The organism is Arthrobacter sp. BGA-UO-ETr-C19 (assembly GCF_059568005.1).
Window position 1 is genome coordinate 435,710 of the sequence record NZ_JCAQPC010000023.1, and the last position, 14,356, is coordinate 450,065.

A 14,356-nucleotide genomic window follows, 5' to 3' on the forward strand; every position below is an offset into this window, starting at 1 on the left:
AGTGCGAGTGATGGGTGCGAAGGGCACCGCTCAGACACTAGGGAGGCCACACGATGCGGCAGTGACCAAAAGGTGCCCCGCCGCTGGACGGGAGATTACCGGCGGATTAATCCGCTTGCGCCTCGGCCGCGTGCTGGCAAACCGGACAAAATAGGACACGTGAAACGTATTAGCCGTCGTGCGCATGTCAACCGTTCTGGCAACGCGCCGTCCCGAGCCGATGGATGACCTTCCCTTCGACCGGGACCAGGGGCCCGCATGGACACGGAGACCCCTGATCGTCGGCGTGCCGTGGGCCCCGCCGCCGCGTCTGATTGCGCGCGCAACCGAACTCGCGGACGGGCTGGGCGTGCACCTTGTCTGCGCGTTCGTGGACCCGTCCGGGTACCTTGCCGAATTCGATGCCGCTGGCACGCGGACGGCGGGTTCAATCGACCCCCAACCCAACCTCGAATCTTTGTTCCCGGCAGCGGATGTGCGTTCAGCGCTGCAAGCGGTCCTGGGCGCCCCCGGAGAAACCTGGTCCCTCCGCGTTCTGAACGGGTCCGTTCCGGAGGCGCTGGCACGGCTGGCCGACAGCGCCGGCGCCTCGGCCATCATCGTCGGAGGTCCCCGCTACGGCGCCCGCGCCACCTTCAGCAGGCTGCTGGAACGGTCCGTGTCTGCCCGGCTCATCCGCATCCAGCGCCGCCCGGTAATTGTCGTCCCGCGCCAAATTCCGGTGTCCCGGCCCTAACCCGGGAGGTCCTTGCGGCCGTCGAGCCAACCTGGCAGGGCAGCGTCCAACGCGCCTGAACGTGCGGGGGAGAGGTCGCCGTGGCGGAACTTGTAGCGTTGGCTGCGCAACCACCCACCGAGTTCCTTTTCCAGCCCGATCACGCCGGGGGTGGTGCGGGGCCAGGGATTCCCTGCCGCCAGATACGCGGCCAGCTGCTGCAGGTGGTCCTGCCATCGTTGATCTTCCCTAGCCTCGCGTGGCTTGCGCCGCCAGTCGGGCAGGACGGACAGGCCGGCGCCGATAACCGGGTTCAGGATGCCAGCGTCGGCGTCGCGGCGGCGGCGCCGCAGCCACTGGGCGAGTTCCCGTTCGGCCTTGTCCTCGGCGTTGCGGGACGGGTAGCGGCCCGTAGCCTCGACCATGGCGAGCAGCTGATACAGGCGTTTGATGCCGGGCGCCGCGTGGCTGGCGGCATCGTCCGACGCTGCCCGGTGCTCGTTCTTCAGGCCGGGGTCTGCGGCCTTGGCTGCAGTGAGGTGGGACGTGACTGCGGAGAGCTTGACCCGTGCCAGTTCGGCGATCTTCTTCCGGGACAAGCCCTTGCGATACATCAGGGTCCACTCCGGATGCGCATCCGTCAAGCGCCCGATCCCTTCCTGCTCACCGCGTTGACATGGAGCCATGGGGCTAAGGATAGCCACCAGCAACCTGGATCCGGCGTGGGTTGCCGCACGTTTAATCCAACGTTCACCCTTGCCGGGCTGATGCCCCTCCGACAAAAGGCCCTGCCCCGGTGAACCGGAGCAGGACCTTGAGCACTGGAACGTTGGCGTCAGCTGATTGCCGCGCCGGACGCTTCCGGTTCCAGGGTGTACTGCTTGGGCAGCTTCAGGAAACGCTCCGACATGACGTCCCGGAGCCGGTCCGGGTAGTCGGTGATCAGGCCGTCCACCCCGGTATCCATCAGGGCGCGCATGGTCGGCTGGTCGTCGACGGTCCACGGGATGACCTGCATACCCTTCGCATGGGCACGGTTCACCATGTCCGCGGTCACGTAGGGTACGTAGCCGGCGTCCGTGACTTTCCCGTTTTGCGGTGTGCCGTGGACCGGGGAGATGGCGTCGAAACCAAGCGAGGAAGCAGCGTCCACGAGGTCGCCGCCGAAGTCGTCGGAGTCAATGCCGCCCAGCCAGGGTGAGGCGCCGGGCTGCCCTGCCTGCAGGAAGTCCTTGTTGGTGAGGGCCACGGTCCGGACGCCGGGTTCGCGTTCCTTCACCAGCCGGAGCGCGCCCCAGTCGAAGCTCTCGATGGAGACGCGGTGCTGCATGCCGGCGGCCTTGATTTCGCGCAGGGCGATGTCGACGAACTGTTCCCGCGGTGCCGTCTGCTCGGGCGCGCCTGCTTCAACCTTGGTTTCGATGTTGAACTTGACCTGGCTGGCGCGGTAGCGCTTGGTCAGGTCAAACACCTCCGCCAGGGTCGGCATCTTTGCGCCCGGGGATGCCTGCTGGCCGGGGAAGTTGGCCAGGGTCAGGGAGCCGCAGTCCAGGCTGCGGACCTGGGCGAAAGTGAGGTCTTTTATGTACTTCCCGACATACGGATACAGCGGGTCGCGAGGCGTGACGGGCGCCGTGTCCTGGCACTTCTGTCCGCTGATTTTGCGGTCGTGCGTGATGACTTCGCGGCCGTCCCTGGTGATCTGCAGGTCAAGCTCGAGGGTGCTCACGCCGACCTCCAGTCCCTTGGCAAAGGAAGCGAGGGTGGATTCGACGGTGAGGCCGAGTCCGCCGCGGTGCGCCTGCAGGTCGAAGTGGTTGCCCACGCCATTGGGGTTGGTGTCCGCTGCCCGGGCCGGGAGGGATGTTCCCAGCGCCAGGCCGGCGGACAGTGCAGCCGCGGTCAGCAGCTTGGTGTACTTCATGGTTGTTCTCCAGTTGATTGATTGGGGGTGGACAAATCTCAGGGCCTGCGGCCGGGCAGAAGGAGCAGCGCGTCGCCCACCGGGCGTTCACCGGCGGCATCGGAGGGTGAGTTCACCACCTGGCCGTCCTGGACCATGGTGGTGGACCCGCCGCCGTCGAGGTTGATGGCGTTGACCATGCCGAGCGAACGGGCAACGTCCGCAGCTTCTTTGATGCTCAGGCCCAGGGACGTCGTTTGGCGTCCGTCGGCGGTGACCAGCAGCGTGCGGCCCTCGGCGTCAACACCGGCATTCGTTCGCGGGTTCCGCTTGTGGACCCAGCCGTAGTAGAAACTGTTGCTGTCGCCGGTGCGGACCATGCCGTCCCGGGCAGCCGTCACGTTTTCCCTGCCGTTCTCGACGAGCACGGGGCCGCCGTTGACGACGTCGGTGGTGGCGCCGGTCTTCAGGGGCGTGCCGTTGTTGTCGATGAGGGCCGTTTCGACCTTCAGCCGGGAGCCGACCTTGGCCAGGCCCGCGAGTTTGTCCGCGTCCGCTCCGGTGGCCTGCAGGGTGTGCCCGCCCGCGGGGACAGCTGTGCCGCGGACGTTGTTCACGGCGGTGACCGTCCCGTGGGCATCCAGGACGACTTCCTGCCCGGGCCCGGAGGGTGTCGAGGAACCGAACTCGGGCGTGAAGGCCACAATCTCGTCCGTGTCGGTGCAGGTGAAGTCGTGCAGGGGCAGGGAGGTCGGGGTGTCGTCGGTGCCGCCGCAGTTCCGGACCAGGCCGGGCACGCGGTTGACGCCGTCCAGCGCAAGTTCTCCGGCGTTCCCCGGAGCAGTAACTGAACCGTCCCAGTGCAGGCGCTGGATGGAACCCTCATTCCTGGCGCCGATGACCAGGGCGGGCCGGTCGCCGACCGGTTCGCTGAGCACCCTGCCGTCCTGGACAGCCGCGCCGGCCGGGTCGCCGGGGGCTCCGGCTTTCGGGTCCAGCACGAAGTACCCGCCGTTCACGGCCGCGAGTGCGCCCGCGGCGGATCCCAGCTGGCTGGTGGTTTCCCGGTCCTGGAGGTTCGGGCCGAAGGAGGATGCCAGGTCTCCCCGGAACACCTTCGGATCAATGGTGAGGACTTCCAGCTTCCAGGGTCCGCGGGTGTTTTCGCTGGTGCCCTCGTCGCCGTCCCAGCCGGTGTAGATCACGGAGGAGGCGTAGCCGGCGGACTTGATCTCCGCGACGGTGGCGGCCCCATCGGCTTTGGTGGGGAACTGTCCGGCGCGCACCCGGTAGCCGAGGTCGCCGCCTGAGTCGGCCAGCTTAGGGGACTGAACGTGCTCGGCGCGGGCGGGAACGCCGGCTGCCTGGAGTTTGCCGGCCACCGAACGGGCCTGTGCCTCCGTGGAGAGTGCTGACGCGGGCGCGTCGGGGTCTGGTGACGCCGAGGGGATGGCTACCTCGGCGGTCCACTGCAGGTCGTGGTTGGGGGTCCCGCGGGTGATGGAGGTCCGGGTCAGGCCGGGGGCCAGAGTGGCGACGGTCCGGTGCTCGGGCAGGTCTGCGGCGCCAAGGTCCAGGGTGCCGGACGCCGCGGGCGCAGCGGCTTCGTGGGCCGGGGTCAGCGGCGCAGCGTCGGAGGGACCTGCGGGGGCGACGAGGCAGGCAACGGGGAGTCCCAAGGCCAGGGCGGCGATGCCGGTCCTGCTGAGGCGGTGGTTGAGGATAGGCATGTTCAGATCCGCTCCGCGCCCGCGTGGCCGTTCCGGACACCGAACGAGGCGTCGACGACGGCGGGTGAGGCCGTATCGGCGGCGGAGGCTACGACGAGGTAGTCGCTGCGGAACTCCTCGGGCGTCACGGTGCAGCGGGTCCAGCCCCGCTTGTCCGGGTTGATGTAGCGGGTGTGCGGGTTCGCGGGCAGGCCGTTCTTGATGGCCTGGGCCCAGCCGCAGCCGGAGCTGATCGATGTTCCGACGAACTCTGTGGCCACCACCTTCGAGCCCGGGTCGGCGTAGTCGAGGCGGAGGTCATTGACGAAGGCGGCGTGCCAGTCCCCGCTGAGGACCACCGGGTTGGCCGGTGCCTGCTGGTCGATGAAGTTGGTGAGCCGGTTGCGGGAGATAACGTAGCCGTCCCACTGGTCGTGGTTGACCGACAGGATCTCGCCGGGGTCGTAGTCGTACTGGGCCATCATGGTCTGCTGGGCGATTACGTTCCAGCGGGCGGACGAGGACGACAGGCCCTGGAAGAGCCACTGCTCCTGTTCGTCGCCCATCAGCGTGCGGGAGGGGTCGTACACGTCGGGGTGCTGCGGGCCGCCGGGGAAGTTTTCGGTCAGCTGGTCCGAACGGTACTGCCGGGTATCCAGGACGTGGAACCTGGCGAGGTTGCCGTAGTCCAGCCGGCGGTACAGGACCATGTCCGGGCCTGTGGGCTGCTGCGGGCGGCGCAGCGGGAGGTGCTCGTAGTAGGCCTGGAAGGCGTGGGCCCGCAGCTGGAGGAAACGCTCCGGATCGTTGGATGCCTCGTTGTCCGGCTGCGATACGCCGTCGGCCCAGTTGTTCTCCACCTCGTGGTCGTCGAACGTCACGACGAACGGGAACTTCGCGTGCGCGGCCTGCAGGTCCACCGAGCTCTTGTACTTGGCGTGGTTGTTGCGGAAGTCGGCCAGGGACTCGTGGTTCCGGCCCTCGTAGGTGTAGTCGCCCACGTGCACTACGAGGTCAAGATCCTCCTGCGCCATGGTGCGGTAGGCAGCGTAGCGGCCGCCGGCCCAGGACTGGCACGAGGCCAGGCCGAAGGTGACCCGGCTGGGGTCCGAGCCTGCAGCCGGGGCGGTGCGCGTATGGCCCACCGGGCTTTCCTGGGTGCCGACGCGGAAGCGGTACCAGTAGTCCGCCGACGGCCGCAGCCCGCTGACTTCGGCGTGCACGGAGTGGGCGAGTTCGGGCGTGGCCTGTTCGCTGCCTGCCTTGACCACGTTGCGGAAGCCGGGGTCGGTGGCTACCTGCCAGTTCACCTGGACCTGGTACGGCGGCATGCCGCCCATCCCGTCTGCCGCCTGCGGTTCGGGCGCCAGGCGGGTCCACAGCACGATGCCGTCCGGGGTGGGGTCACCGGATGCGATCCCGAGCGTGAAGGGGTTCTGCGGGAAACGCGGATCTGCCCAGGCGGGGGCTGCCGAGAAGCCGTAGACAGCGGCGGCCGCGACGGCGCCGCCGGTTGCGGCGAGGAATCCGCGCCTGGACGTGGTGAAGGATCGGGACACAGTGTCTCCTGAAACGGTGATGGGGATGGTCCCGTCCATTCAGGCAAGGGCACTTTATCCGATAGTGAACGGCCAGTTAACGCAGTCCGAACCTCTCAGGGCGGGGAAGCTTTAGGGCGGGGAAGCTCCCCCAGGACGTTGAAGCGCCGCGGAACACCAACCGAACGAGTGGGAACTTCACGCAGAACGAAGGTCATCGAGCAGCCGCTGCACATGCTCCGGCTGCTCGATGTTGGCGAAGTGGCCGCAGCGCGCGATGGTCTCCAGCCGGACGTGCGGGACGACGCCGGCCAGCCGGAAAAGGTCCGACGGCGGCGTGAACACATCGCTGTCCCCGCGCGTGGCCAGCACCGGACAGCGGATGGCGCGCCACTGGCCAAAGTCGTAGTGAGCGATAGCCCGGACGGCTGCGGCGAAGCTGGCCGGCCGGGCATCGGACGCAAGCCCGCGGACCACGTGGCGGGGGACGCCTGGCGGGTCGGCGAATAGCGGTGACGTCAGCAGCCCCAGCACCGGTGTGGCGCCGGCAGCCCGTATCAATGCCGGACCTGACGGGCCGAGCGCTGCCATGGAGCGCATGGCCAGCAGCATGCCAGCAAACGCTGGGAACCCGGGCAGTCCGCGCAAGGGACCCAGGGCCGCCGCGGACACGGCGAATGTGGTGGCCGAAATGGCTGCAACGCTGGCAGCCCGCTGCGGCCATTTCGCGGCAATGTGCAGTGCCAGGAAGCCTCCCATGGAATGGCCCACCAGGTGCCAGCGCCGGTAGCCGAGCGAATCCAGTATTTCGACGACGGCGCGCCCCATGGATTCAACGCTGAGGTGGTCCAGCCGGGCGCCAGCCGTGGAATCACCCCATCCGGGCAGGTCAATGAGCACGCGGTCAATGACCGGCGTCCGGACCACCAGGGGCCGGAACGTGGTCCAGGATCCTGCGGCGCCGTGCAGGTAGACCTCCGCTGCCGCGGTAGCCGGATTACCGGGCCCGCTTCCCGTGCCCTGCTGAACACGGACAGTGGCGGGACCCAACTCCGTGGCAATGACGCACCGCCGCAGCGGAGGCACTCCGGTCCGGGCGGTGTCCTGCTGAATGCTGATGGTCATCTGCTGCTCCTGGGACTCTGAAAAGTATTCGGACCCCGGGGAGGAGCGGATGGGAAGCCCTATCCACCCTTAACCACGCGGCGTTAGGATGCCGTGTGACTTTCACCCATGGATACGCGGCCAACGGCGACCTGCGCATGTACTACGAGGTCCACGGCAGCGCGACAACCGGCACAAGGCCGCTGCTCCTCATCCCCGGCGGCGGCTCAACCATCCAGACGAACTTCGCCAGCATCATCCCGCTGCTGTCCGCCCAGCGGCAGGTAATCGCCGTCGACGAGGAAGGCCACGGCCGCACCCTGCCGACAGACCGGCCGCTCACTGCCGAAAACTCGGCCGGGGACGTCGTTGCGGTCCTCGACCAGCTGCAGCTGGACTCGGTGGACGTGCTTGGCTTCAGCGCCGGCGGCCACACCGCCCTCGCGCTGGCAATGCAGCGCCCCGCGCGGGTACGCCGCCTCATCGCCGCCTCCACGTTCTTCAGCCGGGACGCGGTGCCCGACGAATTCTGGGAGGGCATGAAGACTGCCACCCTGGACAACATGCCGGCCGCCTACAAGGACGCGGACCGCAGCATCAATCCCGAACCCGGGCACCTCGAGCGGCTGTTCGAGCTGGACCGGCAGCGCATTGTCGGCTTCCCGGGTTGGTCCGAGCAGGACCTCGGCCGGGTCACCGCGCCAACCCTGGTGCTCTGCGCCGACCGGGACGTAATGAGCCCCGACCACGCCATGCGGATGTCCCGCGCCATCCCCGGTGCCCGCCTGCTGGTCGTGCCCGGCGGCCACGGCGACTACCTCGGCGAACTCGCCGCCAGCAACGGCGACCTGCAGGCCATGCACGCGACGCTCCCGCACCTGCTGCGCTTCCTGGACGCGTAGGGACTGATTATTTCCGGACAGTGTGTCCGAGCTCGGTCAGAAGTCTGGCCACGGCGTCCTCAGCAGTTGGCGGCGGACCGAAGACTTCCTGCTGGCGGGTGGTATCGGCGACGTAGCGGCCCGTCTGGAACCAGTCGATCATGGCGCTCATGTCCCGGGCCAGGGGAACGGCAGTTCCGAGGACGTTGCCGGCAGCGCGCAGGACGCCTGCCGGGACGGAACGGACCCTGACCCGCCCGCCCAGAAGCCGGCCGCTGATATCCGCAATTTGGTGCATGGACACCGGGCGGTCCCAGCCGATATCGATTCGCGATCCGGGGGCGACGTCCGCATCGACGGCAGCTGCGAGGTAGGCGGCCAGATCGGACGTCAGCACGAAGGTCATCGGAACCTCGCTGGAACCGAACCAGGTCAGCCGGCGCTTCGTGTACGGGTCGCCGCCAAACCGCGTGACCTGGTCCAGGAAGGCGCCGGGACGGAGCGCCACGAATGGCACCTGCTGTTCCTCGAGCCGGTCCTCGGCGAGCCTCTTGTGCCAGAAATGGGGGACTCCGGGCGTCTGGTCGCACGTCAGGATGCTGGTGAGCACGAACCTGCGAACACCGGCATGGGCTGCCGCATCGGCGAGGTTGGCGTTGCCGGTGATGTCAATGTCGGCAGTGTCGCCCTTGCTGTGGCGTGTGTATCCGGCTGCGGTGGTGATTACGGCATCGGCCCCTCCATGCTTCGGACTAGGGAATCTGGGTCCATCATGTCCCCCCGGACAACCTCCACGCCGCCCTGAAGGCGCGACGCATCGGAGCCCGGCCGTACCAGGGCGCGCACCTGCTTGCCGCCGGCCAGCAGCGCGGAGACCACCTTGCCGCCAAGCAAGCCGGTGCCGCCCACGACGAGTACAGGACCTTCGTTGCTCATTTTGTTTTCCTCACTGCTTGGTGGACTGGTGCAATGTCAGTTGCGCCCCTGCCAGGTGCAAATGTCCACCACATTCCCTTCGGGGTCGATGAGAGACACCCACGCGGGCGCGTAGCGGTCGCCCAGGACACGGCCGCCGGCGGCCACGATCGCGTCAATGCGCGCCTGTGCCTGGTCGTGCGGGACCGAGACGTCCATGTGGATGCGGTTGCGCGGCGGAACGAACTCCTTGTCCTGGAACCACGCGGGTGGACCTATGAGGTTGGGTTCGATGAGGTCCTCGTCCCCGACGGCGACGTAGCCCAGCGCCGCCCGCCAGAACTCCATCACAGCCGGCCGGTCTGCGGCGTCGAACGCGAGCTGCACGTGCTGCACGGCCGAGGGATCCGACTTCAGCCGCAGCCGGGCGGCAATGCCGGAGATGCTGCGGGCAAGCTCGAGGTCGCGGTCGCTCAGGCCCACACCCGGCGTGATGACCTGGACTGTCACGGTGTCCGGCCTGAGGTCCACGAGCGGGGCGTGGCCCAAGGCCTGGGTGGCCTCTGCGATCGCGGCAACAAACTTTGCCCCAGTGGCAAAGTCGCCTGTCTCGTACAGGGTTTTCGCACCCCAGAACAGCACCCGCCACTCCGCGACGCCGTCGGCGGAAGAGAACTCTGCATCGGAAATCGCTGTTGCCATGCCCCCAACTATTGGGACTCCGGAGGCAGCGGTCAATGGGGCCGTCCCGGCAGCTAGTACGCTTCTTTGGGTTGGCTTCAGGCCGAAGCATTATTGGGGAATCTGTTGGGGGAAATTTCATGAAGTACCGCTGGGCCACGTTCACTGCCGTTTTCGGAGCAATCTTGTGCCTGGGGACGGCGCCGGCAGTGGCAGCGCCAGCTGAGGATCTCGAAGTCGGCGGCACGCCCGTGCGGGTGGCCATTGCGGCAGACGGCACGGCCTACCTCGGCAATTACGGCCAGGGCGGCGGCATCTTCGTGGTTCCCTCCGGGGCCACCAAGCCGACCCGCACCATCAGCACCGGAGGACACATCACCACCGGGCTCGCGCTCGGCCCGGACGGCACCCTCTACGTAGCGACGACGGACGGGGACCAGAGCGCCGTTGGCGTCATTCCGGCCGGAGACGCCACGATGGCACGAACGATGCCGGTGTCCGCCGGGCTTCACCCGCTCGCCGCCGGACCCGACGGAACGGTGTACGTCGCCAACCCCGCGGGAAACACCGTCGCCGTCATTGCGCCGAAGGGGACGGCCGTGGATCGGATCATCAAAGTCGGGGCGGGACCGGCGGAAATCGCGGTGGCCAAGGACGGAACCGCGTTCGTGACCAACCAGACCGCGGGCACGGTCTCCGTGATCCCGGCAGGGGCGGACGCCGTCTCAAAGACCATCGAGCTGGTCTCCAGCACCGGAACGTCCGAGGAACCGCACGGGATCGCGGCCGGCCCCGACGGAACCGTCTTCGTGGCCAACATCAAGTCCAATGACATCGCCGTCATCAAGCCGGGCGCCGGCACCGTGGCTGAGCGGATCTCCGTCGAGGGCGGGCCGCAGGACGTAGCCGTCGCACCGGACGGCTCGCTGTACGTGACGAGCCTGGTGACAGAGAAGCTCTCCGTCATCCGTCCCCAAGCCAAAGAAGTGGGAGGCTCCATCCCCACCGACGGCGGCCCCGGTCACCTGGCGGTGGCCCCCGACGGCTCCGTCATCGTGATCAGCCCGGGAACGTCGCCGGGCGGCGGCGCGGTGGTCCGGTACTCCGCGGAAGCACTGGCAGCAACGCCGCCTGCGTCCGGGGCGCCGACGGCGGAAGCGGCGTCACAATCATCCGCCGGTTCCTGGAACGCCCTGCCCGCCGTGGCCGGCGGGGTGGCGGCGGTCGTCGTCGGCGTCGCCGTTTGGATTCTGGTGAATGGCCGACGCCGGAAAGCCGGGCTGGCTGGCGGCGCCAGCCAGGCGGGGTAGCGGGCTGTAACATCGTTCACATCCGTCTTTGAAAGGGGAGCAGTGCGCGCAACGGTCAAGGACGTCGCGCGCCGTGCCGGGGTTTCACCCAAGACTGTCTCGAATGTGATGAACGGCGTGGTGCCGGTCAGCGGAACCACCAGGCTCAAGGTCGAACAGGCCATCCTCGAACTCGACTATGTGCCCAACCTCTCCGCCCGCGGCCTGCGAAACGGCAGGTCGGGAGTTATTGCTCTCGCCTTGCCGGACCTGGCCACGCCGTACTCTGCCGAGATCGCGCACCACGTGGTGGAGGTCGCCCACGAACAGGGCTGGCACGTCCAGATCGAGGAAACAGGGTCCGATCCCCGCCGCGAATACGAACTGATGTCCCGGGCGCGGTCCAACCTGATCGACGGCCTGATCCTCAACCCCGTGGTGCTGGACGAGAGCGCCGTCAAGATGGGCGTCTCCCTTCCCCCGGTGGTCCTGCTGGGGGAGGTGTCCCAGCAGTTGGCCGACAGGGTGTGGGTGGACAGTGTTGCCGCCGCCCGCGACATGACCCTCGCGCTGGCCCGGACTGGCCGGAGCCGCATCGCCGTGCTGGGGACTGCTGAAGGACGGCACTCGGCAGCGGCAGTTCTGCGCACCCGCGGCTACCAGGCCGCGCTTGAGGAACTCGGCATTGACCAGGACGAATCGCTGCTGATCCCTTGCGAGAAGTGGACGCCCCAGACGGCGGCGGGTGCGCTCGCCTCCTATCTGGATTCGCACCCGCTCCCCGACGCGCTGTTCTGCTTCACCGATTCCATGGCCATCGGCGCGCTCAGCGTGCTGTGGAGGCGCGGAATCAAGGTTCCGGACGACGTGGCGGTGGCCGGCTTTGACGACATCGCCGATGGGCAATATGCCGTCCCATCGCTCACCACCGTGTCCTTCGACAAGCGCCGCGTGGCCAGCGAGGCCCTGCGCCTGCTCACCGAGCGGATGACCGACCGGGCCGGCGAACAGCGCGTGGTCACCGTCGGTTACAGGATCATCGAGCGGGACAGCACCCCCAGCTAAGCGAGACCGTCACATCATATTGTTGGCGCTAACAATTTTTCCTTGTGCCACGTTTTACAACGATGTAATGTGAGGTCTGCGTCACACGCCAGCCCTCCCCGGATCCCGAATGCAGCGGACCGGAACGGCTGGCGCGGTGCCACAAGGATTACTTTCAGCGGACCCATCCAAAGGAGTGACGGGTGAAGCAGTTTGAATTTTTCGCCGGGAATCAGTTGTCCGGCAAACAGGTGTCACGGCGGCAGCTGCTGGCGGGAACCGCGGCCCTGGGCGCTGTGTTTGCCGCGGCCGGCCTCACCGGCTGCGGCGGAACCGCCTCGGCGGCGGCCGTTCGGGACATTGCGTTCTGGCATCTGCTGTCCGGCGGCGACGGCATCAAGATGCAGGCCATGATCAGCGCGGCGAACGGGGCCAACCCCGGCTTCAAGGTCCATCCGACCGTCCTCGCGTGGGGCCCGCCGTACTACACCAAGCTGGCCATGGCGTCAGCCGGCGGCCGGCCCCCGGAGCTTGCCATTATGCACGCCAGCCGCGTCCCCGGCTATGCGCCGGGCGGACTCATCGATCCGTGGGACATGTCCCTGCTGGCCGAACACGGCGTGACGGCGGAGAGCTTCGCCCCGCGGATCTGGGACAAGAGCCAGCACGACGGCAAGGTGTTCTCCATCGCGCTGGACTCCCATCCCTTCGTCATGTTCTACAACACCGACGTCGCCGGCAAAGCGGGGGTACTGGCCGCTAACGGGCAATTGCAGGAGGTGACTTCTCCGCAGGACTTCCTTGCCATGGCCCGCGAGATGCAGAAGGTGACGCAGGCGCACGGCCTGTCCTTCGGTTACCTCGGCAGCGGATCGCAGATGTGGCGCCTGTTCTACACGCTCTACAAGCAGCACGGGGTGGACATGGAACTCACACCTGGCCAGCCGATGAAGGCCGACCGGGATGCCGCCGTCGAGTCCCTGGAATTCATGGCCTCGCTGTTCGACGACACGGTCGCGGCGAAGAGCGGTGACATCGGCACGGGCATCGCGGAATTTGCCCGCGGCGGTTCGGGGATGCTGTTCAGCGGCGTCTGGGAACTCCCCACCTTCAAGAAGGCGGACCTGCCCGTCGATGCCGCCACCATCCCCACGCTCTACGGCACCCCGGCCTCCTACGCGGACTCGCATTCCTTCGTCCTGCCAAGGCAGCTGAACGTCGACGACGAGAAGCGGCGCGACGTGTACAAGTTCGTCAGCGACATGCTCAAGGGGTCGCTGTCCTGGGCGGAGGCAGGCCACATTCCGGCTTACCAGCCCATTGTGCAGTCACAGGCCTACCGGGAACTCACGCCCCAGATCCATTACGCCAACGCCGCGGACATCATCGCCTACGATCCCGAGGCCTGGTTTAGCGGCTCGGGTTCGGACTGGCAGACGTACTTCGCGGAAAACGTGCAGAACGTACTCCTCGGCCGCGACAAGGCAGCCGATGGCTGGGACGCCTTCGTGCGGCGCACCAACACCCTTCTTTCCCGGCCCAACCCGGTCTGAGGCCACTGAGCTTCCGAAAGCACTGAGCGACAAAGGAGTCCCCGATGAGTTCCTTAGCAACATCCCAAGGCGCCGAGCAGAAGGCGTCGTCCCTGCCCGGACAGTCACGCAGAAACCCGTCCCGCAACGCGTCCGATTCAGCAACCTCCAGTCCCCGCCGGACCCGGGACAACCTCAACGGCTGGGGCTTTGCCGCCCCGTTCCTGGCGTTCTTCGTGGTCTTCCTGGTGTGGCCCCTGCTGTACGGCCTGTATATGAGCCTCACCGGCAAGTCCCTCACCGGGGCCAACGACAGCCTGATCGGCCTGGCCAACTACGCCGAAGCCCTGGCCGACGCCGACATGTGGCATTCCCTCGGCAACACGCTCTACTTCACGGTGATCAGCACGGTTCCGCTGGTGCTCGTGGCCCTCGTCATGGCCGCACTGGTCAACGTCGGGCTCCCGGCACAGTGGCTGTGGCGGCTCTCCTACTTCGCCCCGTACCTGCTCGCGTCCACCGTGGTCTCGCTCTTCTTCTCCTGGATGTACAACCCGCAACTGGGCCTCATCAACGACTCCCTGGCGAAAATCGGGCTGCCCAAGGTGGCCTGGCTGAACGACCCGAACGTGGCGATGTGGGCCATCGTCATCGCCACCCTTTGGTGGACGGTGGGCTTCAACTTCCTGCTGTACCTGGCCGCCATGCAGAACATTCCCGCGCAGCACTACGAGGCGGCATCGCTGGACGGCGCCGGAGCCTGGCGGCAGTTCTTCTCCATCACCCTGCCGCAGCTGACGCCCACCACGGTGATGATAGTGCTCCTGCAGATCCTGGCCTCACTGAAGATCTTCGATCAGGTCTACCAGATGACTGCCGGCGGCCCGGCAGGTTCCACCCGGCCGGTGGTGCAGTACATCTTCGAAAGCGGGTTCACCGGCTACCGGCTCGGCTACTCCGCAGCCATCTCCTACATCTTCTTCGGGCTGATCGTGGCCGTCTCGGTCATGCAGTTCTTCATTACTCGCCGCAGGAGTGCATAACC

12 protein-coding genes and 1 pseudogene are annotated in these 14,356 nt (G+C 67.3%); 6 read left to right on the forward strand and 7 right to left on the reverse strand.

The features are described 5' to 3' along the window. Positions 1 to 184: 184 nt before the first annotated feature. Entirely contained in the window at positions 185 to 736 is a 552-nt protein-coding gene (locus tag AC57BR_RS18095; RefSeq protein WP_496363033.1) for a universal stress protein, read from the forward strand. Here AC57BR_RS18095 and AC57BR_RS18100 read toward each other — a convergent pair. The 5 genes from AC57BR_RS18100 to AC57BR_RS18120 form a co-directional block, all read right to left on the reverse strand. Continuing rightward, positions 733 to 1,359 carry a helicase associated domain-containing protein gene (locus AC57BR_RS18100; protein WP_496363035.1) on the reverse strand — a complete coding sequence of 209 codons (627 nt, stop codon included), beginning with the start codon at positions 1,357 to 1,359 and terminating at the stop codon, positions 733 to 735. The two genes, AC57BR_RS18095 and AC57BR_RS18100, sit on opposite strands and share 4 nt — an antisense overlap. 191 nt (positions 1,360 to 1,550) lie before the next feature. Then, positions 1,551 to 2,639: a glycerophosphodiester phosphodiesterase family protein gene (locus AC57BR_RS18105; protein WP_496363037.1), complete on the reverse strand. Its 1,089-nt coding sequence runs from the start codon at positions 2,637 to 2,639 to the stop codon at positions 1,551 to 1,553. Between the two features lie 38 nt (positions 2,640 to 2,677). Then, entirely contained in the window at positions 2,678 to 4,348 is a 1,671-nt protein-coding gene (locus tag AC57BR_RS18110) for a phosphodiester glycosidase family protein (protein ID WP_496363039.1), read from the reverse strand. A 2-nt stretch (positions 4,349 to 4,350) separates the two neighbouring features. Continuing rightward, positions 4,351 to 5,886, reverse strand: coding sequence for an alkaline phosphatase D family protein (locus tag AC57BR_RS18115; protein WP_496363041.1), 1,536 nt, complete (start codon positions 5,884 to 5,886; stop codon positions 4,351 to 4,353). A gap of 177 nt (positions 5,887 to 6,063) precedes the next feature. Further along, positions 6,064 to 6,990 (reverse strand): alpha/beta fold hydrolase, encoded by a 927-nt coding sequence (locus AC57BR_RS18120; RefSeq protein ID WP_496363043.1) that lies wholly within the window; start codon positions 6,988 to 6,990, stop codon positions 6,064 to 6,066. Between the two features lie 95 nt (positions 6,991 to 7,085). On the opposite strand from AC57BR_RS18120, the gene AC57BR_RS18125 reads away from it, so the two are divergent. Further along, on the forward strand, positions 7,086 to 7,871 hold the full coding sequence (locus AC57BR_RS18125; RefSeq protein WP_496363045.1) for an alpha/beta fold hydrolase: 786 nt from the start codon (positions 7,086 to 7,088) through the stop codon (positions 7,869 to 7,871). 7 nt (positions 7,872 to 7,878) lie between these two features. On the opposite strand, the pseudogene AC57BR_RS18130 reads toward AC57BR_RS18125, so the two are convergent. Further along, a pseudogene (locus AC57BR_RS18130) lies at positions 7,879 to 8,786 on the reverse strand (NmrA family NAD(P)-binding protein). A 36-nt stretch (positions 8,787 to 8,822) separates the two neighbouring features. Continuing rightward, on the reverse strand, positions 8,823 to 9,467 hold the full coding sequence (locus AC57BR_RS18135; protein ID WP_496363047.1) for a 4a-hydroxytetrahydrobiopterin dehydratase: 645 nt from the start codon (positions 9,465 to 9,467) through the stop codon (positions 8,823 to 8,825). Between the two features lie 119 nt (positions 9,468 to 9,586). On the opposite strand from AC57BR_RS18135, the gene AC57BR_RS18140 reads away from it, so the two are divergent. From AC57BR_RS18140 to AC57BR_RS18155, 4 genes are all read left to right on the forward strand, one after another. Next, the gene (locus tag AC57BR_RS18140; RefSeq protein ID WP_496363049.1) at positions 9,587 to 10,756 is read left to right on the forward strand and encodes a virginiamycin B lyase family protein; all 1,170 of its coding nucleotides are present in this window, start codon (positions 9,587 to 9,589) and stop codon (positions 10,754 to 10,756) included. Positions 10,757 to 10,798: 42 nt separating this feature from the next. After that, positions 10,799 to 11,800 (forward strand): LacI family DNA-binding transcriptional regulator, encoded by a 1,002-nt coding sequence (locus AC57BR_RS18145; RefSeq protein ID WP_496363051.1) that lies wholly within the window; start codon positions 10,799 to 10,801, stop codon positions 11,798 to 11,800. A gap of 182 nt (positions 11,801 to 11,982) precedes the next feature. Continuing rightward, positions 11,983 to 13,332: an extracellular solute-binding protein gene (locus AC57BR_RS18150; protein ID WP_496363053.1), complete on the forward strand. Its 1,350-nt coding sequence runs from the start codon at positions 11,983 to 11,985 to the stop codon at positions 13,330 to 13,332. 44 nt (positions 13,333 to 13,376) lie between these two features. Then, positions 13,377 to 14,354 (forward strand): carbohydrate ABC transporter permease, encoded by a 978-nt coding sequence (locus AC57BR_RS18155; RefSeq protein ID WP_496363055.1) that lies wholly within the window; start codon positions 13,377 to 13,379, stop codon positions 14,352 to 14,354. Positions 14,355 to 14,356 lie beyond the last annotated feature (2 nt).

Bases quoted from the DNA above. Each gene is read 5' to 3' on its own strand.
- AC57BR_RS18110 (WP_496363039.1), bottom strand. From the start codon at position 4,348: ATGCCTATCCTCAACCACCGCCTCAGCAGGACCGGCATCGCCGCCCTG.
- AC57BR_RS18120 (WP_496363043.1), bottom strand. From the start codon at position 6,990: ATGACCATCAGCATTCAGCAGGACACCGCCCGGACCGGAGTGCCTCCG.
- AC57BR_RS18095 (WP_496363033.1), top strand. From the start codon at position 185: ATGTCAACCGTTCTGGCAACGCGCCGTCCCGAGCCGATGGATGACCTT.
- AC57BR_RS18135 (WP_496363047.1), bottom strand. From the start codon at position 9,467: ATGGCAACAGCGATTTCCGATGCAGAGTTCTCTTCCGCCGACGGCGTC.
- AC57BR_RS18140 (WP_496363049.1), top strand. From the start codon at position 9,587: ATGAAGTACCGCTGGGCCACGTTCACTGCCGTTTTCGGAGCAATCTTG.
- AC57BR_RS18155 (WP_496363055.1), top strand. From the start codon at position 13,377: ATGAGTTCCTTAGCAACATCCCAAGGCGCCGAGCAGAAGGCGTCGTCC.
- AC57BR_RS18105 (WP_496363037.1), bottom strand. From the start codon at position 2,639: ATGAAGTACACCAAGCTGCTGACCGCGGCTGCACTGTCCGCCGGCCTG.